Origin of the sequence: Streptomyces sp. NPDC051219 (genome assembly GCF_040682335.1) — a bacterium.
Classification (GTDB): domain Bacteria; phylum Actinomycetota; class Actinomycetes; order Streptomycetales; family Streptomycetaceae; genus Streptomyces.
The window spans coordinates 129,566-148,331 of sequence record NZ_JBFBAS010000004.1 but is presented as its reverse complement, the minus strand read 5'-3'; the positions used below and the strand labels follow the sequence as shown (position 1 = coordinate 148,331).

The 18,766-nt window shown below is 70.9% G+C and carries 16 protein-coding genes; 5 read left to right on the top strand and 11 right to left on the bottom strand.

All coding sequences use genetic code 11. The annotated features are described in order from the left end of the window. Nucleotides 1–115 precede the first annotated feature (115 nt). Entirely contained in the window at nucleotides 116–1,189 is a 1,074-nt protein-coding gene (locus AB0M62_RS07670) for an NlpC/P60 family protein (RefSeq protein WP_366073186.1), read from the top strand. A gap of 30 nt (nucleotides 1,190–1,219) precedes the next feature. Here AB0M62_RS07670 and AB0M62_RS07665 read toward each other — a convergent pair whose 3' ends face one another. The 3 genes from AB0M62_RS07665 to AB0M62_RS07655 form a co-directional block, all read right to left on the bottom strand. Beyond that, nucleotides 1,220–2,326, bottom strand: coding sequence for an alpha/beta hydrolase-fold protein (locus tag AB0M62_RS07665; RefSeq protein ID WP_366073185.1), 1,107 nt, complete (start codon nucleotides 2,324–2,326; stop codon nucleotides 1,220–1,222). A 92-nt stretch (nucleotides 2,327–2,418) separates the two neighbouring features. Further along, a complete protein-coding gene (locus AB0M62_RS07660) occupies nucleotides 2,419–3,111 on the bottom strand; it encodes a response regulator transcription factor (protein ID WP_366073184.1) in 693 nt (230 codons plus the stop codon). Next, complete coding sequence (locus tag AB0M62_RS07655; RefSeq protein ID WP_366073183.1) at nucleotides 3,108–4,397, bottom strand: PspC domain-containing protein; 1,290 nt, start codon at nucleotides 4,395–4,397, stop codon at nucleotides 3,108–3,110. The genes AB0M62_RS07660 and AB0M62_RS07655 overlap by 4 nt, the downstream gene beginning before the upstream one ends. A gap of 130 nt (nucleotides 4,398–4,527) precedes the next feature. Between AB0M62_RS07655 and AB0M62_RS07650 the strand changes: the two genes are divergently transcribed. Together AB0M62_RS07650 and AB0M62_RS07645 are read left to right on the top strand one after the other, a co-directional pair. After that, nucleotides 4,528–5,889: a PspC domain-containing protein gene (locus tag AB0M62_RS07650; RefSeq protein WP_366073182.1), complete on the top strand. Its 1,362-nt coding sequence runs from the start codon at nucleotides 4,528–4,530 to the stop codon at nucleotides 5,887–5,889. After that, complete coding sequence (locus tag AB0M62_RS07645) at nucleotides 5,876–6,079, top strand: hypothetical protein (protein WP_366073181.1); 204 nt, start codon at nucleotides 5,876–5,878, stop codon at nucleotides 6,077–6,079. Before AB0M62_RS07650 ends, AB0M62_RS07645 begins: the two co-directional genes overlap by 14 nt. 155 nt (nucleotides 6,080–6,234) lie before the next feature. On the opposite strand, the gene AB0M62_RS07640 is transcribed toward AB0M62_RS07645, so the two are convergent. The 4 genes from AB0M62_RS07640 to guaA form a co-directional block, all read right to left on the bottom strand. Continuing rightward, nucleotides 6,235–6,753 carry a DoxX family protein gene (locus AB0M62_RS07640; RefSeq protein WP_366073180.1) on the bottom strand — a complete coding sequence of 173 codons (519 nt, stop codon included), beginning with the start codon at nucleotides 6,751–6,753 and terminating at the stop codon, nucleotides 6,235–6,237. 83 nt (nucleotides 6,754–6,836) lie between these two features. Then, nucleotides 6,837–8,102: a hypothetical protein gene (locus AB0M62_RS07635; RefSeq protein WP_366073179.1), complete on the bottom strand. Its 1,266-nt coding sequence runs from the start codon at nucleotides 8,100–8,102 to the stop codon at nucleotides 6,837–6,839. A gap of 221 nt (nucleotides 8,103–8,323) precedes the next feature. Further along, complete coding sequence (locus tag AB0M62_RS07630; RefSeq protein WP_366073178.1) at nucleotides 8,324–9,112, bottom strand: class II aldolase/adducin family protein; 789 nt, start codon at nucleotides 9,110–9,112, stop codon at nucleotides 8,324–8,326. 112 nt (nucleotides 9,113–9,224) lie between these two features. Further along, nucleotides 9,225–10,961 carry a glutamine-hydrolyzing GMP synthase gene (guaA, locus tag AB0M62_RS07625; RefSeq protein ID WP_366073177.1) on the bottom strand — a complete coding sequence of 579 codons (1,737 nt, stop codon included), beginning with the start codon at nucleotides 10,959–10,961 and terminating at the stop codon, nucleotides 9,225–9,227. Nucleotides 10,962–11,200: 239 nt separating this feature from the next. Between guaA and AB0M62_RS07620 the strand changes: the two genes are divergently transcribed. Next, a complete protein-coding gene (locus AB0M62_RS07620) occupies nucleotides 11,201–11,488 on the top strand; it encodes a chorismate mutase (protein WP_366073176.1) in 288 nt (95 codons plus the stop codon). A gap of 273 nt (nucleotides 11,489–11,761) precedes the next feature. Here AB0M62_RS07620 and AB0M62_RS07615 read toward each other — a convergent pair whose 3' ends face one another. Together AB0M62_RS07615 and AB0M62_RS07610 are read right to left on the bottom strand one after the other, a co-directional pair. Then, entirely contained in the window at nucleotides 11,762–11,923 is a 162-nt protein-coding gene (locus tag AB0M62_RS07615) for a hypothetical protein (protein ID WP_366073175.1), read from the bottom strand. A 34-nt stretch (nucleotides 11,924–11,957) separates the two neighbouring features. Next, the gene (locus AB0M62_RS07610) at nucleotides 11,958–13,640 is read right to left on the bottom strand and encodes a peptidase (RefSeq protein WP_366073174.1); all 1,683 of its coding nucleotides are present in this window, start codon (nucleotides 13,638–13,640) and stop codon (nucleotides 11,958–11,960) included. A 312-nt stretch (nucleotides 13,641–13,952) separates the two neighbouring features. On the opposite strand from AB0M62_RS07610, the gene AB0M62_RS07605 reads away from it, so the two are divergent. Then, on the top strand, nucleotides 13,953–15,059 hold the full coding sequence (locus AB0M62_RS07605; protein WP_366073173.1) for an LAETG motif-containing sortase-dependent surface protein: 1,107 nt from the start codon (nucleotides 13,953–13,955) through the stop codon (nucleotides 15,057–15,059). Nucleotides 15,060–15,134: 75 nt separating this feature from the next. On the opposite strand, the gene AB0M62_RS07600 is transcribed toward AB0M62_RS07605, so the two are convergent. Together AB0M62_RS07600 and AB0M62_RS07595 are read right to left on the bottom strand one after the other, a co-directional pair. Continuing rightward, nucleotides 15,135–16,901, bottom strand: coding sequence for a GMC family oxidoreductase (locus tag AB0M62_RS07600; protein WP_366073301.1), 1,767 nt, complete (start codon nucleotides 16,899–16,901; stop codon nucleotides 15,135–15,137). Between the two features lie 155 nt (nucleotides 16,902–17,056). Further along, the gene (locus AB0M62_RS07595; RefSeq protein ID WP_366073172.1) at nucleotides 17,057–18,685 is read right to left on the bottom strand and encodes a succinic semialdehyde dehydrogenase; all 1,629 of its coding nucleotides are present in this window, start codon (nucleotides 18,683–18,685) and stop codon (nucleotides 17,057–17,059) included. Between the last annotated feature and the right edge of the window lie 81 nt (nucleotides 18,686–18,766).

Genomic DNA, 18,766 nt, shown 5'->3' with positions numbered 1-18,766 from the left:
TCCCCACCGTCGCCTCGTACCGGGCGGCAGCCGGCCACTCCGCCAGAAGATCCGGCGGTGGCGCGCTCCCCCTGTGCGGGCCGCCGCCGGACGACGGAAGGACGTGATGGCCCTCGTGGCTGCGCATCGAAAGCCCAAGCAGCGCCCGCTCGCCGGCAACACAGCCCGGACAGCCGCCACCCTCGCCCTCGCGGGCGCTGCTACCGCCACCGCCTTCGAAGGATCCGGTCACGCCGAGCCGCGGCTCAGTCCGGCCCAGCTGAAAGCCAAGGTCGACAAGCTGTACCAGGAGGCGGAGGCCGCCACCGAGCAGTACAACGGGGCGAAGGAGAAGACGGGTGAAGCTCAGCGGTCACTGACCGCGATGCGCGACGAGGCGGCACGCAGGACAGACCGGCTGAACGCGTCCCGCAATGCCCTCGGTTCGCTCGCGACCTCCCAGTACCGCACCGGGGGGATCGACCCGGCCGTACAGCTGGCGCTGTCGTCCGACCCCGACCAGTACCTGGAGCGCGCCGCCATCGTCGACCGGGCGGGCAGCCGCCAGGCGGACGCGATCACCTCCGTCCGGAAGCAGTTGGGGGAGCTCGAGCGACTGCGGGCGACCGCGGACGGGCGGCTGGCCGACCTCAGGACCCATCAGGCCGACCTCGCGAAGCACAAGGCGACCGTGCAGAAGAAGCTGGGCGCCGCCGAGCAGCTCCTCGCCCGGCTCACCGCCGAGCAGCGCGCGGCATACGAGGCGCAGGGCTCCCGCGGCGGCTCTCCCGGCTCCCAGGCCGCCGCATCCGCCGGCCGCAGCGACCGGAGCGCACCACGCGGCTCCGTCCAGGCGCCCAACCCGCGTGCGGCGCAGGCCGTCTCGTACGCGTACGGAGCGCTCGGCAAGCCGTACGTCTGGGGTGCCACCGGCCCCTCGGCCTTCGACTGCTCCGGCCTCACCCAGGCGGCCTGGCGCGCGGCGGGTGTCTCGCTCCCCCGCACCACATACACGCAGATCAACGCCGGGCAGCGCATCTCCCGGTCCCAGCTCGCCCCCGGCGACCTGGTCTTCTTCTACTCCGGCATCAGCCACGTGGGCCTCTACATCGGCGGCGGCCAGATGATCCACGCCCCGCGCCCCGGAGCCCCGGTGCGGGTCGCGCCCATCGACGAAATGCCATACGCGGGGGCGACCCGGCCGTCGTAAGGCCGCGGCCCCCGTACCACCGGGCCAGGGCTACGGTCGCAGCTGCCCGGTCAGCCAGAAGAAGACATCGGGCAACGCCTTGCGCCACACCTTGTTGCTGTGACCGCCCCTGGTCTCCTTCACGTACACCGTGGTCGGCGGCTTGGCCGCGTCCCGCAGCTCGAGGCCGGGCTCATACCCGTCGGAGCCCTCGCCCGAGACGAACAGTGCGGTACGGGGCGGCGACTTGGCCGCGCGGAGCATCAGCAGAGGATTGTTCGCGCGGCGCAGGGCGGGGTCCCGTCCGGTGAGGGAAGTGCGCTCGGCGGCGGGGTCGTTGTAACCGGACAGGCCGGCGCCGGCGCGGTAACGGTCCGGGTGGGCGATCGCGAGCTTCACCGCGCAGTGAGCGCCTGCCGAGAAGCCCGCCACGCCCCAGCCGTCCGCCCTCTGCGAGGCGCGGAAGTTGTCCGTGACCATCTTGCGCACGTCAACACTGATCCATGTCTCGGCGTTGACCTTGCCCGGGATGTTCGCGCAGCCGGTGTCCCTGTCGCCGAGCAGATGTGTGCGCGGCGAGACGAGGATGAACGGCGCGATCGTGCCCTGCTCCATCATGGGGCGCAGCTGTGCCTGAACCTTGAGCGTGCCGAACCAGGTCTTCGCCGAGCCGGGGTAGCCGGGCAGCATTTCCACCACGGGGAACCTCTTGTCCTTGTAGGCGGGATCGTCGTACTGCGGCGGCAGCCAGACGTAGACCTCGCCGCGCACGCCCGAGATCCGCCCCGTGAGCTCGGTCTTGAGAACGCCCTCCCCCATCCTGGGGTCCTCAACCAGGGTGAAGTGCGCCTTCACCTTCGGTTCGAGGGCGACCTGGCGGCCGCCCGTGCCGTCGGGCCCGAGGTCGACGGCTGCGGTGACATGGTCCGCGGTCCCGAGCAGGTCGTCCCAGGAGCCGTACAGGTGGTTGGTGTTGTTCACCGCGACGAACACCACCACGAGCGCGGTGATCTGTGCGAACAGCAGCATCAACAGCCGGCCGGCGCTCCGCACGAAGGCGGGGCCCCGGACCCGGCTCCACAGGGCCAGCGGCAGCGCCAGGGCGATCACGACGAGGACGATCGAGGTCACGAAGAAGGACGTACCGGTCAGACTCATCACGTGAACAGAGATGAAGGATGCTCTGTCGGGGTTGCCCCGGTTGCGTACGGCTCAGCTCACAGTGGATCCGGGGGGCCGGCGCGCGCCGGTCAGACGAGCCTGCGCGCCGTTGCCCAGCGGGTCAGCTCGTGGCGGTTGGACAGCTGCAACTTCCGCAGTACGGCCGACACATGCGACTCGACCGTCTTCACCGAGATGAAGAGCTGCTTCGCTATTTCCTTGTACGCGTACCCACGCGCGATCAGCCGCAGAACCTCGCGCTCGCGCTGTGTCAGCCGGTCCAGGTCCTCGTCCACCGGAGGCGCGTCCGTCGACGCGAAGGCGTCCAGCACGAAGCCCGCCAGCCGCGGCGAGAACACCGCGTCGCCGTCCTGCACGCGGAAGACCGAGTCGACCAGGTCGGTTCCCGTGATCGTCTTGGTGACGTAGCCGCGCGCGCCGCCGCGGATGACGCCGATCACGTCCTCCGCCGCGTCCGACACCGACAGCGCCAGGAAGCGCACCGGGTTCTCGGGCGCCGCCATCAGCGAGGCGCAACGGCGCAGGACCTCCACGCCACCGCCGCCCGGCAGGTGGACGTCCAACAGCACGACCTCGGGGCGGGTCGCCGTGATGACCGTGACGGCCTGGTCGACGTCCGCGGCCTCGCCGACCACCTCGACGCCCGTGCGGTCGGTCTGGCCGATCTCCGCCTGCACACCTGTGCGGAACATCCGGTGGTCGTCGACGAGCACCACCCGTACACGCCTGTCCTCGGTAGACGTCGTGCTCTGTTCGGTCATGGTGTGCTCGCCCTCTCCATCTCAAGCTCGACTTCCGTGCCCCCGTCGGGCGCGGAACGAAGCCTCGCCGTACCGCCGTTGCGCTGCATACGGCCGATGATCGATTCTCGTACGCCCATCCGGTCGTCCGGCACCGCGTCCAGGTCGAAGCCGGGGCCCCGGTCCCGTACGGACACGAACACCGTCCGGCCCTCCACCTCGGCGTACACCTGCACCGCGCCACCCTCGCCACCGTACTTGGCGGCGTTCACCATCGCCTCGCGTGCGGCCTGCATCTGTGCGGCCAGTTTCTCGTCGAGCGGGCAGTCGCCGACGACCACGACCTCCAGGGGGACCCCGTGCTTGTCCTCCACCTCGGCCGCCGCCCGCTTCACCGCCTCCGCGACGGTGCCGGGCTCCTCGTCCTCGTCCTTGCCGGTGCCCTCCGGCTTGTAGAGCCAGTTGCGCAACTCCCGTTCCTGGGCGCGCGCCAGCCGCCGTACCTCGCCCGCGTCCTCGGCGTTGCGCTGGATCAGCGTCAGGGTGTGCAGAACCGAGTCGTGGACGTGCGCCGCGACCTCGGCGCGCTCCTGGGCCCTGATGCGCATCAGGCGCTCCTCGGAGAGGTCCTGGGACATCCGCACGAGCCAGGGGCCGGCCAGCAGCGCGATCCCGGCCAGGACGGCGAGGGCCGCGGTCAGGACGTTGCCGAGCTGGGCCACCGAGCCGCGGACCACGATGAAGCCGGTGAGACCGGCGCCGACCAGCGCGACGCCGGCGAGACCGCGGGCCAGCGGCAGAAGCCGACGGCGTCTGCTGACCTCCATCCAGTGGGCACGGCGGGCGTTGTCCGCCTGCCGCCACACCAGGACGACACCGGCCCCGATGAGGAGCGTCGGCCAGATGTACGGACTGGCGGCGCCGCCCAGCTCGACGTTGGCGACGAAGACCGCGGCACCGATGAGCAGCGCGATGAGCGCGAAGAGCTGGCCCTTGTCGGGCTTGCGCAGTCTGCGCCGGCCGTCGGGGGTGATCTCGAAGGCGGAGCGGGGGGTGTCGGCGGTACCGCCGACACCGAGCGGTACGACGATCCAGAAGACGGCGTAGAGCAGGGCCCCGAGGCCCTCCGCCAGGAAGAGGCCGAGGAAGCCGATCCGCACCCAGGCCACCGGCAGCCCGAGATGCCCCGCGAGACCGCGTGCGACGCCGCCCAGCATCCGCCCTTCGGCGCTGCGGTACAGCTTGCGCAGCGGCTCTTCGGTGTCGGGCGCGAGGGGGGTTGCGGCGCGGGGCGGGGCTACTGGCATGCCACGATCGTCACACGTATGGGCGTGCACGGGCATCAGGGCCGTCCCCCACTTCTCCCCGGGAGAAATCAGGGAACGGCCAGGGTCGGGGCCGGTCCCGCGGCGGTGCACCGCCCGTCACCATGGACGTATGACAGATCGGCCCGGTGAACAGTCCGGCGAACAACCCGGTGGAGGGTTCGGTGACGGGCTCGGTGGACCGACCCGCGAGCCGTCCGGCGGCGTGACCGGGCCCCGAGCGCCGCTGCGCCGCAGCCGGCGGAACAAAGTGCTGGCCGGGGTCTGCGGCGGACTCGGCCGGTACTTCGACATCGACCCGGTCATCTTCCGGATCGTGCTGGGCGTCCTCACCGTCACCGGCGGCGCCGGGCTGGTCTTCTACGGCTTCGCGTGGCTGCTCGTGCCGCACGACGGCGAGGAGGAGAACGAGGCGCGCCGGCTGCTGACCGGACGGGTCGAGGGACCGGCGCTCGTCGCCGTACTGATGGCACTGGTGGGCTGCGGGCTGTTCCTCTCCATGCTCGGCAACAGCGGTGTACTGACGTTCGCGACGCTGCTCACCCTCGCCGTAGCGGGCTCGGCCTACTGGTCGCAGCGGCGGCGGCTCGCGGTCACCGAGCCGGGGCGCGTGACGGACCCGGCGGCCGCCCACGCGGTCGCGGACGCCGCCCCGCCCGAGACGCAGGCCCCGCCCGCCCCCGGTGGTCCGTCCTGGTGGCGGGACCCCATCGTCAAGGACGGGACGACGGGCCCGGTCGGCACCGGATACCTGTGGGGACCCGACGACACGCCCGCGGACGCCGCAGTTCCGGTGCGCCGCCGCAGCCCCGCGTCGGCCTCGGCGCCGGACGCGACCCGCCCCCGGAGCGGCATCGGCGGCCGGGTCTTCCTGCTCGCGCTCGCCGCGGCGGGTCTCGGCACTGGGCTGACCTGGAACGAGCAGCCTCTCGGCGCCAGCCTGCAGGCCGGTTTGGCGTGCGCGCTGGCTGTCTTCGGCCTCGGCATCGCGGTCAGCGCGTTCCGCGGCCGTACCGGGATCGGGTCGATCATGCTGGCGGTCATCACGGCGGGGCTGCTGGCCGGCGCTGCCGTACTCCCCAGGGACATCAGCACCGAATGGGTACGTGAGGAGTGGCGCCCGGCGTCGGTGGCTGCCGTGCAGCCGCGGTACGAACTGGGCTCGGGGGTCGGCACGCTCGACCTGACCGCCGTCGCGGTGCCGAAGGGCGAGACGGTGAGCATCCGCGCGGAGGTCGGCGCGGGGCAGCTCAGGGTCGTCGTACCGAAGAACGCGACGGTGAAAGCCCGTATCCAGGTGGGCCTGGGTGACATCCAGCTGCCCGGCGACGTGCCGGACGATGTGGACGTCGCACCCGACCGGGACCGGACGACCACGCTGTCGCCGCCCGCGGGCACGGCACCGGGCGGCACGCTGGAACTGACTCTGAAGGCAGCCGTGGGACAGGTGGAGGTGACCCGTGCGACGTCATGAGTTCCAGCCGGGCCGGCTGGTCGCGGGCGTGGCCCTGCTGACCACCGGCGTCGCCTTCGCGGGCGACGCGACGGGCGCGTGGGAGACCCCGTGGTACGCGATGGTCCCGCTGGTGATGGGCGGCCTGGCCGTATCGGCCCTGACGGGAGTGGTGACCCTGGCGGTCCGCCGCCATCGCAGCCCGTACTGACCCGGGGCCACCGGAACGCGCGGCCGCCCCGGCCCCGGGGCGGCCGCCGGAAAAACCGTGACCGCCCACCTCCGCCGAACGGGCGGTGGTGAGCGGTCGGGCAGCGTCCCGCCGGTGGCGCGGAACCCCACCGGCCACGCGGTCGGAGACCGCGCTCAGCGACCTCGCCGGGCCGCCAGCAGGGCGTCCAGCGAGAGCACCGCCGCGCCGCCGAGGATCAGCGGCAGCCATGCCATCAGGTACGCCAGGTCGTTGCCGTAGTAGTACGGATCGGTCTGCCAGCTGACCGTCAGCCACAGACTCAGCGAGATCAGTGCCCCGCCCACCGCGGCCAGCCTGGTCAGCAGGCCGAAGAGGGTGCCGAGGCCGACCGCCAGTTCGCCGAAGGCGATCGCGTACCCGAAGCCTTCGGGGTTCTTCAGCGCGAGGTCCACCAGGGCGGGGATCGCCGAGGAGTCGCGGACCGAGCTCATCAGCTCACCGACGGAACCGGGCCCGGTCGCCGCCATGAACGCGCTGTCCGTCAGCTTGTCCAGGCCCGCGTAGATGAAAGTGATCCCGAGAAAGATCCGCAGCGGCAGCAGCGCGTACCGCGAGGCGGTCTCTTTCCAGCCCCTGCTGGCTCCCGCCTGGACCGCCGAGCCATAGGTGTCCGTTCGATATCCCTGCGTCATCACGATGCGCCGCCTTCCCAGCCCGTTGACCCGTCAACAGACCATACGTACGACGCGATCGCCCGGCTCACCAGCCGAGCGGCTCAGTCCGTTACATCGATCGCGCAGCGGTTGGTCTCCACACCGGCCGCCGTCACCACCTGGACCTCGACCCGCCCCGGCTCGACGTCCACCGGCACCGGCACGGTGATCACGGTGTCGGTCGGGTTCGTGAAACCGCCCGCCACCGGCACCAACGGCACATGGACATGGACCGCACCGATCCGGACGACCATCCGGGCGAGCCAGTCCGGGGTCTGCGCGCCCGGCGGTACGAAGCCGGCACCGCGGATCTCGATATCGTCGCCCGTACGGATGGGTGCGTCCAGGTCACCCGCCTCCCTGGCCCGTACGACGGACAGCAGGACGGGGCGGCCTCCCTCCGCGTACTTCCCGCCGAGATAGGTCGCCGCCGAGACCACCACCAGCAGGGTGAGTCCCCACGGCAGATCGGGCAGTTGTCCGGGAGTGCGGGCGAGCCGCACGCAGGAGAAAATCACCGCGACCGCACTGACCAGCACGTACTGCATGTCCGTAAAGCTGCCGCGACCCGCGTCGTCGGTCAGCAGGTCGGCGGCACGCGGGCGCTCGGCGGGCAGCTTCTGCAGCCGCTGGGCCAGCACACGTACGGCCACGACGCGCCGCAGCAGTACGGCGACGGCGCACGTCAGCGCGAGCACGGTGAGCACTCCCGCGCCGCGGGCGAGCGCGAGCCCGGCGATCAGCTCGTCGCGCCGGCGCCCCCCGGAGGCACCCGCCAGCTGGAGCGTGAGCACCAGTACGGAGTAGACCGCCACCAGCACCCACCCCGCCGCCACCGCCCGCGAGGTGGAGAGGCGATTGTCCTCCCCGGTGACCGGCGCGAGGAGGCCGCCGCGCAACCGGTGCACCCGCGCCGCGCCGGTCAGCAGCGCGGCGACCAGCACAGCGGCGAGCAGCCCCGCCGTGCGAGCGGCGGTCCAGCCGGAGTCGATCGCGGTCAGAGACTGCCCGAGGAGCAGCGCCGCCACCGTGCCCCAGACCACGAACAGGGTCCGCCGCCAGAGGTGTCGCAAACGGGCCAGGCCCGCCTCACGACCGCGTTCGGCGACGGTGCGGGCGGACTGAGTCAGCTCGTCCGACACCCATTGGCGGGACGCGCCCGCCGAGTGTGCGACGGCGGCGGGCAGCCCCTGCCCGGCGGCCAGTTCGTCCCGCTTCACCAGAAAGGCGGCCACCGCCCGGCGGTGCCCTTCGCGCGCTCCGTGTGGGCAGTCACCGCACATGCAGCCGCCGCCGTGCGTGCTCCTACCCGCCTCTTGGACCGCCACGGGGAATGCCACCCTTCATACTGCGCCGAGTCAATGTGAATTTCCTTGTAATGACAGCGAATTGTGCCGCACCGCAAGGAACTTCCGCCCAACGCCCGATGTTCGCGCGGGTGATTGACCTGGCAGCAGGTTGACGAACCGTGCAGGGCGGGACGGCGTGGACGAACGGGGATGGCGAGAGGGACGACGCCGCCGCGGACGGCCTCAGGCGCGGACGGGCCTCAGGACAGCAGATCCGGCTCGCTGCGGCTGATGCGCTGCCACAGCGACTGGTAGTTGATCCACGCGACCAGATCCGAGCCGATCTGGTCGCGCGTGGCCACCGCGCTCCTGTGGTCGATCGGTACGGGCTTGCCCGCTGCCCGCGCGGTGAGCTGAACCTGACAGGAACGCTCCATCGCGATGAACCACCAGGCGGCGGCGTCGACGGAGTCGCCGACCGTCAGCAGCCCGTGGTTGCGCAGGACAAGAGCTTTGTGCGGTCCCAGCGCGGCCGCGATCCGCCGGCCCTCCTCCGCGTCCACCGCGACGCCCGTATAGCCGTCGAGCAGGGCGTGGTCCTCGTAGAAGGCGCACACGTCCTGGGTGATCGGTTCCAGCAGCTCTCCGAGCGAGGCGAGCGCCCGTCCGTACACGGAGTGGCAATGCGCGACGGCGACGACTTCGGGCCTGGCCCGGTGCACCTGCGCGTGCACCGCGAAAGCGGCCTGGTTGACGTGCTGCCGTCCCTCGACGACCTGCCCGTCGCCGTTGACCAGGATCAGCCCGCCGGCCGTCATGTGCGCGAACGGCATACCGAAAGGATTGACCCAGTAGCAGTCCTGGAACTGCGGATCCCGGGCGGTGATGTGCCCCGAGACCCCCTCCTCGAAGCCGAACTGCCCGAACAGCCGCAGCGCCCCCGCGAGCCGCTCCTTGCGATACCGCCGCTCGCTCTCGACGGAGTCGTGAACGGGCGGCATCGAGAACTGCAGCTGCTCGACGGGTATCGGTGTGGGCGTCTCAGTCATGCGCCGGAAGCTACCGCGCGGTACCGGCTGTGACCAGGGCTGTGTGCGGGGAAACGGCGACGCCGCCGCTCATACGCGATGAGCGGCGGCGTTCCTTTGTCCGGGAGGAGGATCACTCCCACTCGATGGTGCCCGGCGGCTTGCTCGTCACATCGAGCACCACGCGGTTGACGTCCGCGACCTCGTTGGTGATGCGGGTGGAGATCTTCGCCAGCACGTCGTACGGCATCCGGGTCCAGTCCGCCGTCATCGCGTCCTCGGACGAGACCGGGCGCAGCACGATCGGGTGGCCGTAGGTCCGGCCGTCGCCCTGCACGCCCACCGAGCGCACGTCGGCCAGCAACACCACCGGGCACTGCCAGATGTCGCGGTCCAGCCCGGCGGCGGTCAGCTCCTCGCGGGCAATCGCGTCGGCCTCGCGCAGCAGGTCCAGGCGCTCGCGCGTGACCTCGCCGACGATACGGATGCCCAGGCCCGGGCCCGGGAAGGGCTGGCGCTGGACGATCTCGTCCGGCAGGCCCAGCTCCTGGCCGACCATCCGGACCTCGTCCTTGAACAACTTGCGCAGCGGCTCGATGAGCTGGAACTCCAGGTCCTCGGGGAGGCCGCCGACATTGTGGTGCGACTTGATGTTCGCGGTGCCCGTGCCGCCGCCGGACTCGACGACGTCCGGGTAGAGAGTCCCCTGGACGAGGAACTCGACGGCCTCGCCGCCGGCGCCCGCCTCGGCAACGATCTCCGCCTGCGCCTGCTCGAAGACCCGGATGAACTCACGGCCGATGATCTTCCGCTTCTCCTCGGGGTCGGACACCCCGGCGAGCGCGTCGAGGAAGCGCTCCTGCGCGTCGACGACCTTGAGCTGGACGCCCGTGGCGGCCACGAAGTCCTTCTCGACCTGCTCGGTCTCGCCCTTTCGCATCAGCCCGTGGTCGACGTACACACACGTCAGCTGGGAGCCGATGGCCTTCTGCACGAGGGCCGCGGCGACCGCGGAGTCCACCCCGCCGGACAGACCGCAGATGGCGCGCTTCGTGCCGACCTGCTCACGGATCAGCGCGACCTGCTCCTCCACCACGTTGGTGGTGGTCCAGGTCGGCTCGATGCCGGCGCCGCGGTAGAGGAAGTGCTCCAGGACCTGCTGGCCGTGCGTGGTGTGCATGACCTCCGGGTGGTACTGGACGCCGTACAGCTTCTTCTCGTCGTTCTCGAAGGCCGCGACCGGTACGACGTCCGTGGACGCGGTGACGGTGAAGCCCTCCGGCGCGGCCGAGCAGGCGTCGCCGTGCGACATCCAGACCGACTGCTCGGCGGGGGTGCCCTCGAAGAGCGTCGAGCCGGACTTGGAGACGGTGAGCGGGGTACGTCCGTACTCGCGCGCGCCGTTGTCGTCGACCGTGCCGCCGAGCGTCGTGGCCATCAGCTGGAAGCCGTAGCACATACCGAAGACCGGGACCCCGGCCTCGAAGAGAGAGCGGTCCAGAACCGGTGCATCCTGCTCGTACACGGACGACGGGCCGCCGGAGAGGATGATCGCCCTGGGGTTCCTGGCCAGCATGTCTTCCACGGGCATCGTGCTCGGCACGACCTCGCTGTAGACCCTGGCCTCGCGGACACGGCGGGCGATGAGCTGGGCGTACTGGGCCCCGAAGTCGACCACGAGGACCACGTCCGGGGAAGCGACCACGTCCGGGTAAGCGACTACGTCCGGGGTGGCACTGTCCGGGGAGGTGTCCGGGCGACGGTCGGGGGCAGCGGGGGACGCTGATGGCACGGCGGCGGCCTTCCGGCGGGAAGAGGGGGCTGGTTTGTCAATTCTAACGGGACCGGGCGATCGGCCTTGTCTCACCATCCGAACCCGCATTGGCCCCGCCAGGTACAACAGGTCATAATCGCCGTATGTCCAAGCAGCTGAGCTTCCTCTTTACCTATGGCACCGGCCCGTCCGGCTGCTGTGGGTTCGTCGGTTCTGCTGCTTGAAGCAACTGACAAAAAACTTCCCAGGCGCCCCGGGCCGACAAGGCCCGGGGCGTTCTGTCTTTTCCGGGCCCTGCCGCTCCGGGGCACCGCCCCCGCCAAGGAGACCCGAAGATGAGCACCACGACCGTGGAGAAGACCGGCGCCCGCACCACGGAGGCCGCCGGCGTGATCGGTGACGCCCGTGAGCGCATCGACGCACTCGACGACCGGATCATCGGTCTGATCCAGGAACGGATGGCCGTCTCGGCCGTGATCCAGGAGGCCCGGATCTCCTCCGGGGGCCGCAGGGTGAACCTCTCCCGCGAGATGGAGATCATCGGCCACTACAGCGATGCGCTCGGCAAGCCCGGCACCTCCCTCGCCATGAAGCTGCTGGAGCTGTGCCGGGGCCGTATCTGAGGCGTGGCCGTGAGGCGTGGACCTGAGTTCGGATCCGCTCTCACCCGTACGGCGCGTGACCGGCCCCGCCGGGTTTCGTTGGTCCCGTTGTCCGTGCCAGCCAGGGGCGGCCCGAAAGAACCACGCGTGGCTCCGCTGGGGCGATGAGGCGTACGGACCGTGGATCGTGCGTCGTGGGACCTCGCTCCAGCGCGTGACCGGTCGGCAGGGGACAGCAGCCCGGTCACCCAAAAGGACGGTCGGCTCCGGGGACGCCCGGGGCCGACCGTCTGTTCACTTGAGGCGGCCGCCTGTTCGGCCGGTGATACGGCCGCTGCTCCGGCCGCTCACCTGACCCGCGGACGACTCCCCGTCGCCGCCGGTGCAGGCGGTGACCACGGAGAGCGAGGCCAGGGCCGTCCCGGATACGAGCAGCCGGGAAACTGACTTCTTCACGTGCACACCTCCCTTTTGGCGTTCCTTTTGACGTTCACACACGGGACGCGCGGCGACGCGAGGAAAGGAAGAGAACGCCACCGGTCACGAGGGCCGCCGCGGCGGCGCCGACGGCCGGCAGCGTTGCCGAACCGGTGCCGGTGGCGGCGAGGGCGCCACCGGTGGAACCACCGGCCGTACCGGTCGAGCTGCCCGCGGAGGTGCCGGCCGACGAACCGGCCGAGGTGCCGGATGCGGAGGCGCCGGAGGCCGAGGCGCTGCCCGTCGACTGGCCCGCGTCGCCGCCGGTCGAGCCGCCGCCCGTGCTGGTACCGGTGTCCTTGGCGTTCAGGACCAGCCGGGCGGTGTCGTTGGACGGCTTCGGGTCGAAGGCCAACTGCGGACGGGACTGGTAGGGGGCGCGCACGGCGACGGCCCCGGTCGCGTTCCTGACGACCTTCTCGATCTTCAGCTCGAACGGCAGGACGACCTTCGCGTCCTCCAGGACGACGGCGGAGGTGTCACAGACATACCGGGGCGCGCCGAGCTGCTTCTCGCGGTGGCCGCCGGCCGCCGTCACACCCCGGCAGCTTTCGGGCTTGCCGGTGACCTCGGCACCCGCGGGCACCGTGAAGTCGACAGTGGCGACGCTCTCGCCGGTACGGATGTAGCCGACCCAGGCCGGCCCCTTGTTGCGGAAACCGATCTTGGCCTTCACCGTCTCGCCTGCGGCGGCCTTCAGGGACGGACCGAACGCCGCGAAGTCGGCGGTGTTCTCCGTGAGGAAGTCGAACTCCTGCTGGTTGTTCCGCGGATCGAGGTCCGCGGACTTGGGCGAGGCCGTCTTCCTGACGAGGGTGAGCTCGGGGCCGGTGCCCCGGGCGAACGTCAGACCGGCGCGCTGGGCGGTGCGCACCGCCGGGCTGTCCTCGCTGATGCGGTAGATGAGGCTGTCGATGAAGGCGATGTCGGTGGCCTTGATGTGCAGCGGCTCCGCCAGTTCGTAGACCGCACCCGGCTCGTACGAGCCCTCGAACCAGCACACGGTGGCCTTGAAGGCGCGGATGTCGTTCCCGCCCTCGCTGTACTCGCAGTTGTCGTACTGCTCGGTGAAGGCCATGCCCCGGGAGTGCCTGAGCGTGAGCAGAACGCCGTCGGCGGCCGTCGTGCCGGCGTTGGTGAAGGACACCCGCACCGGCTGGACCTCACCTGGCTGGAGGTTGCGCTTCAGGCCCAGCGGCTTCATCACGAGGTCGGGGCCGCCGACCGTGACCTGGCTGGAGAAGGAGGTGAAGGTGGCACCCTCGGCCTTACCGGTCACCGTGATGGCGCCGGTGGCGCCGAGTTCGCTCCCCCGGGCCGCGGTGAGCTCGAGCTGCGCGACGCTGTTGAGGCCCGGCCAGATGCCGTAGTCGGTACAGACCGCGGTGGCGCCGGTGATCTTGCAGTCGGAGCTGCCGGTCTCACCGAAACGGGCCTCCGCGACTCCGGCGATGCCGCTGAGGTCGATCGAGACGGTGTACTCGCCGTCGAAGCGGCCGGTCTCCGCTTCCTCACCGGGACTGGTCACCTGGATGTCGACGGTGGCCTTCTGCGGGCTTCCGGTCGCCGGGAACGGACGGAGGCCGACCTCCGGATCGCCGCTGAGCGTGAATACCGGATCGGCGGCCTGCGCCGGAGTGCTCAGCCCGACGGCCAGCAGGCCCGCGGCGGCGAGGCCGGCTGCTGCGCGGCGCACACCGGCGGGCGTGGAAGTACCTCTTATGACCACTCTCTTGACCACTCTCTGGGGGTTGGACAGCGACACAAGATCTTCGACCGGAAGAGGACGGCCCGGGTTGCCTTCCTCAAGGTCACGGATTGGGGACGATGGGGTGTGAGGGGCTTCCGTGACGCGCGCCACATAAAGTTTCTGTGAGTGGGGCACAACCGTTCGCCCAGGTCGCAGGTCATGTATGCGGAACCAATGGCCTCACTCGTGTCCCCCACCGCGAAGGCCCCACCTCTCCGTGCCGCCACGTGCGGCACGCCGGACTTCTCTGAGGTCTTCATGAAGCTTCGCCGCGCCATGGCCCTTGCGGCCGCGACGGCTGTCATCGCCCCGGCCGCACTGCTCGTGGCCCCGGCCGCTTACGCGACCGGCAACCCCACGACGACGACCACCACCACGGGCGGAACCGGCGAGCCCGCCACCACGGGCGCCACCACGGGCGGAACCGACGAGGATCCCGCCACCCCCGGTGAGACGGACGAGCAGCCGGCCACCACCGGTACGCCCGGCGACAGCGCGGACAAGCCCGCCGACCAGCCCGCCACCGGCGGAACGGCCGACAAGCCCGCCGACCAGCCCGCTACCGGCGGAACGGCCGACAAGCCGGCGGACAAGCCGGCCGACAAGCCCGCCACCACGGGCGAGACCGAGGGCGAGCCCGAGGGCCCCGTCGAGTGCACCGAGGACGAGGAAGAGTCGAAGTTCGACGAGAACCTCACGACGGGCCTGTACGGCCTTCCCTCGAAGATCGTCGCGGGCAGCGGCTGGCACGACTTCAAGCTGAAGGTGTCCAACAAGTCGGACGTTGCCTACGAGCGCGTCGACCTCGCCGTCTTCGGGGCGTCCATCTCCGAGGACTTCGAGGAGGACGAAGAGTTCACGAACCACGTGACGCTTCAGTTCAAGGACCCCGAGACCGGTGTCTGGACCGACATCTCGCTCGGCGAGGACCCGACCGCCGGTTACATCGGCTACACCGACATCAAGGCCAAGGAGTCGTTCTCGCTGGGCCTGCGTCTGCAGGTGGCCGCTGCCGCTCCGGACGGCATGGGCTTCGTCATCAGCGTCGGCGGTTACGCCGATGCCGAGGGCAACTGCGTCTGGGCGAACGAGGAGGAGAACGGCTCCTACTTCTTCGGCATCCTCGCGGCCGGCTCCGAGCCGGGCGAGGTCCCGGACGCCGAGCCGGAGCCCGGTGAGAAGCCGGTTCCGGACACCAAGCCGCAGGGCGACCGGGAGATCCAGCCGGTCGGCAACCTCGCCGAGACCGGTTCCTCCTCGATGCTGCCGACCATCGGTGCCATCGGCGGTATCACCATCCTCGCCGGTGCCGGCGTGATGTTCGCCGTCAAGCGCCGTAAGGGCGACGAGGGCGCTGCCGCGTAACGCGTTCCCACGCGACGCGGCCACAGGCCGAAGGGGCTGCACTCGGAGGGGAGTGCAGCCCCTTTTGCTGCCCGCTTACGGCTGAGGCTGCTTCGGCGGAACCTTCGGCACCGCCAGCAGCGGCAGCTTCAGCGCGCCGAAGGCGTCCTTCGGGACCGCCGGCCGGTGCGGCTCGACCGCGGCGAGCCGCGTGTAGGCCGCGCCCTGCTCCGGGCGCGGGTCCCGCTCACCCTTGTTGGGCCAGTACGACATCGCTCGCTCGGCCTGCGCGGTGATGGTGAGCGACGGGTTCACGCCCAGGTTGGCGGAGACCGCCGAGCCGTCGACGACCGAGATGCCCGGATGGCCGTACAGCCGGTGGTACGGGTCGATGACCCCGCGCTCCGGGTCGGCGCCGATCGGGCAGCCGCCCAGGAAGTGGGCGGTCAGGGGCGTTCCCATGAGCTCGCCGACGTTGCTGCCCGCGAAGCCGTTGATCTCCTCCGCGAGCAGCGTCGCGGCCCGCGTCGCCTCCGCGATCTGTTTCGGGTTGGGCGCGCCGTGCCCCTGACGGGCCGTGAGAAGGCCCTTCCCGATACCGCCCGCCTTGCGGTATGTGGTCAGGGAGTTGTCCACCGACTGCATGACCAGGCCGATGATGGTCCGTTCCGACCAGCGCCGGTTGGAGAGCGAGCGGAGCAGCAGCAGGGGATGGCGGGTGACGTTGCCGAGCCAGCCCAGTACGCGCCGGCCGCTGTAGGGGACCTGGAGGATGGACATGGCGCCCATCGCGTTGGACCCCTTCCCGTAGCGGACCGGCTCGATGTGGGTGGTGTCGTTGGGGTGGATCGACGAGGTGATGGCGACGCCCTGGGTGAAGTCCGCCTTCTCGCCGTGCCGCTTGCGGTAGCGACGGTTGTCGGTCTGGGCACCTACCAGCGCTTCCGAGTTGGTTCGGGTCAGTTCGCCCAGCCTCGCCGACAGGCGGGGCAGCAGCCCGCGGTCCTTCATGGTGTGCAGGAGCGTCTGCGTGCCGTACGTACCGGCCGCGACGACCACCTGCCTGGCCCGCAGGACCTTCGGCGCGGCCTTCCGGCGCGCATCGGTCGGTACGGTGGAGACGCGGTAGCCGCCCGCCGGGTCGTCCGTCAGCCCGACGACCGAGGTCATCGGGTGGATGACGGCACCCGCCCGCTCGGCGAGGTGGAGGTAGTTCTCGTTGAGGGTGTTCTTCGCGCCGTGCCGGCACCCCGTCATGCACTCGCCGCACTGCGTGCAGGCATTACGGGCGGGTCCGGCGCCGCCGAAGTACGGGTCCTCGACCGTCGCACCGGGCCTGGCCGTGACCGTCCCCTCGGCGTCCCGGCCGTCCCCGAAGAAGACGCCCACCGGCGCCAGATGGAAGCTGTCGCCGACGCCCATCGCCTCGGCGGCGGCCTTCAGATGCACGTCCGAGGGCGTCATCGTCGGGTTGAGCCGTACCCCCAGCATCCGTTTCGCCTGGTCGTAGTACGGCGCCAGCTCGTCCTGCCAGTCCGTGATCCCGGCCCACTGCCGGTCCTCGAAGAACGCCGCGGGCGGTACGTACAGGGTGTTGGCGTAGTTGAGCGAGCCGCCGCCGACACCCGCGCCCGCAAGAACCATCACATTGCCGAGCAGATGCACGCGCTGGATGCCGTACAGGCCGAGCGCGGGAGCCCACAGGTAGTTCTTGATGTCCCAGGAGTTCCGGGGAAGGGTCTCGCGAGTGAAGCGGCGGCCCGCCTCCAGCACCCCGACCCGGTACCCCTTCTCGGTCAGCCGCAGCGCCGAAACGGCTCCGCCGAAACCGGATCCGACGACGATGACGTCGTAGTCGTACACGCCGTCCGCGTCCGGAGCGCCTTCGCGCTCCGGCGCAGGGTCCTGCTTGTCGTCCCCGATGGACACGGCTCGTTCCTTCCCGTCAGCGGAATCGTGGCAGGCGGCAGCGGCGCGACACCGGGCCGAAGCCGGATACGCGCTCTGCCCCGATGGGGTCAGCGCAGGCGGAATGCCTTCATGGCCCGCAGGCTGCGGCTCATGAAGGCCGCGTACTTCTCGTCGTCCATCCCGAAGGACGGGGCCATCGGCATCAGCCTCTGGTGCGCCACGGTCTGGGCCTCGGTGTACTTGAGGATGCCCTCGGAGCCGTGCCGTCGGCCGAGGCCGGATTCCTTCATACCGCCCATCGGCGACTGGACGCTTCCGTACGCCGGCGCGTACCCCTCGTTGATGTTGACCGTGCCGGTGCGCAGCCGGGCGGCGACCCGGTGGCCGCGCCTGCCGTCCTTCGTCCACACACTGGAGTTGAGGCCGTACGGCGTCGCGTTGGCGAGCTCGACGGCCTCGTCCTCGTCGCTGAAGCGGTAGATGGAGACGACTGGACCGAAGGTCTCCTCGGTGCACACGGCCATCGGCGCCTCGACCCCGTCGAGGATGGTGGGCTCGAAGAAGAGCGGGCCGATGTCGGGACGGGCGACCCCGCCCGCGACGAGCGTGGCGCCCTTGGCGACAGCCTCCTCGACATGCCGCCGGACGGTCTCCAGTTGGCGTTCGCCGACGAGCGAGCCCATGTCGGCGCCGTAGGCGAGGGCGTTGCCGAGTCGCATGGCCTTCGTACGGGTGGCGAAGCGCTCGACGAACGCGTCGGCGATCGACTCGTGGACGTACAGCCGCTCGATGGATATGCACAGCTGGCCGGCGGAGGAGAAGCAGGCGCGCACCGCGCCGGCCGCCGCCTTGTCGACGTCGGCGTCCTCCAGGACCAGCATGGCGTTCTTGCCGCCGAGTTCGAGGGAGACGCCGACGAGACGGGCGGCCGCGCCCTGCGCGACCTCGCGGCCCGTGCGCGTGGAGCCGGTGAACGACACGTAGTCGGCGTGCTTGACCACCTCCGGGCCGACGACCGGGCCCTCGCCGAGGACCACCTGGAAGACCGCGGCCGGCAGACCGGCCTCGATCAGCAGGTCACGGGCCCACAGTGCGGTCAGCGCGGTCTCCGTGTCGGGCTTCATCACAACGGCGTTGCCGGAGACGAACGCGGGCAACGCGTCGCCGACGGACAGCTCCAGGGGGTAGTTCCAGGGGGCAATCTGGCCGATGACCCCCCGCGGCTGGCGCAGCTCGGTGACCTTGGTGAGGGTCGGCACGGCGCCGGTGTGACGCCTCGGCTTCAGATACGACGGCGCCTTGCGCCCGTAGTGGCGCGCGGCGACGGCGACGGCCTGGACCTCTTCGTGGGCGTGCAGCCGGGCCTTACCGGTCTCCAGCTGTATGAGGTCGAGTACCTCGGCCTGGCGCTCCAGTACGAGATCGTGGAAACGGAGCAGGACCGCGGCCCGCTGCCGCACGGGCGTGGCCGCCCACAGCCGCTGGGCCTCGCGGGCGCGCTCGAAGGCGGTGGCCACGTCCTCGGGCGTCGACTCCGGCAGGTCGGCGAGCTTCTCCCCGGTGAAAGGGGTGTGGTTGGCGGTCCGGCCGGAGCCGGTCACACCGCGCGTGAGCTGCGCGACGACCTCAGGAGTGACCACGTCGGCGGCGGTGCGCACACCGGCCGGGGTGGTGGCTACGGGGTTGGTGCCGAGGGGGCCGCTGCTGAGGGAGGCGGGGGCCTGCGAGTCCGTCATGGCGGTGAGCGTATGACGATCCCGACGCTTTGGGTACCCGTGGGTAACAGATTTCGACCACGCCGGGAACCGCGCCGGTAA

Excerpts from the sequence above, each read along its gene's own strand:
- AB0M62_RS07640 (WP_366073180.1), bottom strand. The coding sequence starts at position 6,753 with ATGACGCAGGGATATCGAACGGACACCTATGGCTCGGCGGTCCAGGCG.
- AB0M62_RS07650 (WP_366073182.1), top strand. The coding sequence starts at position 4,528 with ATGACAGATCGGCCCGGTGAACAGTCCGGCGAACAACCCGGTGGAGGG.
- AB0M62_RS07630 (WP_366073178.1), bottom strand. The coding sequence starts at position 9,112 with ATGACTGAGACGCCCACACCGATACCCGTCGAGCAGCTGCAGTTCTCG.
- guaA (WP_366073177.1), bottom strand. The coding sequence starts at position 10,961 with ATGGTGAGACAAGGCCGATCGCCCGGTCCCGTTAGAATTGACAAACCA.
- AB0M62_RS07620 (WP_366073176.1), top strand. The coding sequence starts at position 11,201 with ATGAGCACCACGACCGTGGAGAAGACCGGCGCCCGCACCACGGAGGCC.
- AB0M62_RS07655 (WP_366073183.1), bottom strand. The coding sequence starts at position 4,397 with ATGCCAGTAGCCCCGCCCCGCGCCGCAACCCCCCTCGCGCCCGACACC.
- AB0M62_RS07595 (WP_366073172.1), bottom strand. The coding sequence starts at position 18,685 with ATGACGGACTCGCAGGCCCCCGCCTCCCTCAGCAGCGGCCCCCTCGGC.
- AB0M62_RS07605 (WP_366073173.1), top strand. The coding sequence starts at position 13,953 with ATGAAGCTTCGCCGCGCCATGGCCCTTGCGGCCGCGACGGCTGTCATC.
- AB0M62_RS07665 (WP_366073185.1), bottom strand. The coding sequence starts at position 2,326 with ATGAGTCTGACCGGTACGTCCTTCTTCGTGACCTCGATCGTCCTCGTC.
- AB0M62_RS07660 (WP_366073184.1), bottom strand. The coding sequence starts at position 3,111 with ATGACCGAACAGAGCACGACGTCTACCGAGGACAGGCGTGTACGGGTG.